Origin of the sequence: Delftia sp. WSY_10 (genome assembly GCF_043104705.1) — a bacterium.
Classification (GTDB): Bacteria; Pseudomonadota; Gammaproteobacteria; order Burkholderiales; family Burkholderiaceae_C; genus Comamonas; species Comamonas tsuruhatensis.
Genome location: NZ_JBICKY010000006.1, coordinates 1 through 433 on the forward strand (window position 1 = coordinate 1; position 433 = coordinate 433).

General features: G+C 58.9%; 1 protein-coding gene. It reads right to left on the bottom strand.

The window, feature by feature from the left end:
* Positions 1-433, bottom strand: a 433-nt coding sequence (locus tag ACF8ML_RS01965; protein ID WP_392406069.1) for an IS30 family transposase, incomplete at both ends; no start/stop codon positions are given.

The window sequence follows — 433 nt, forward strand, 5'->3', positions numbered from 1 at the left end:
CAACACACTCATCAAACATTTCAGCAGGTGTTCTGAACCCCAGCGTCTTCCTGGGACGCTGGTTCAACTGCCTTGCAATCGCATCCAAGCTCTCCTGTGAGTAGCCCGACAGATCCAGGCCTTTGGGAAGGTACTGCCTGAGTAACCCGTTCGTGTTCTCGTTGGTGCCCCGTTGCCATGGATGGTGCGGGTCGCAGAAGTAGACCTGGATGTCGGTCGCCAACGTGAAGCGCTTGTGCCCCGCCATTTCCGAGCCGCGATCCCAGGTCAAGGAGCGGTAGAGCTCATGCGGCAGGCTCCTGGCATGTCTGGCTAGGGCCGCAGCCACGGTGTACGAGTCTTTGTCCACCAGCTTGACCAGCATCACATAGCGCGTGTGTCGCTCCACCAAGGTCGCGATCTGGCTATGAGCATCGCCGAACAGCAAGTCTCC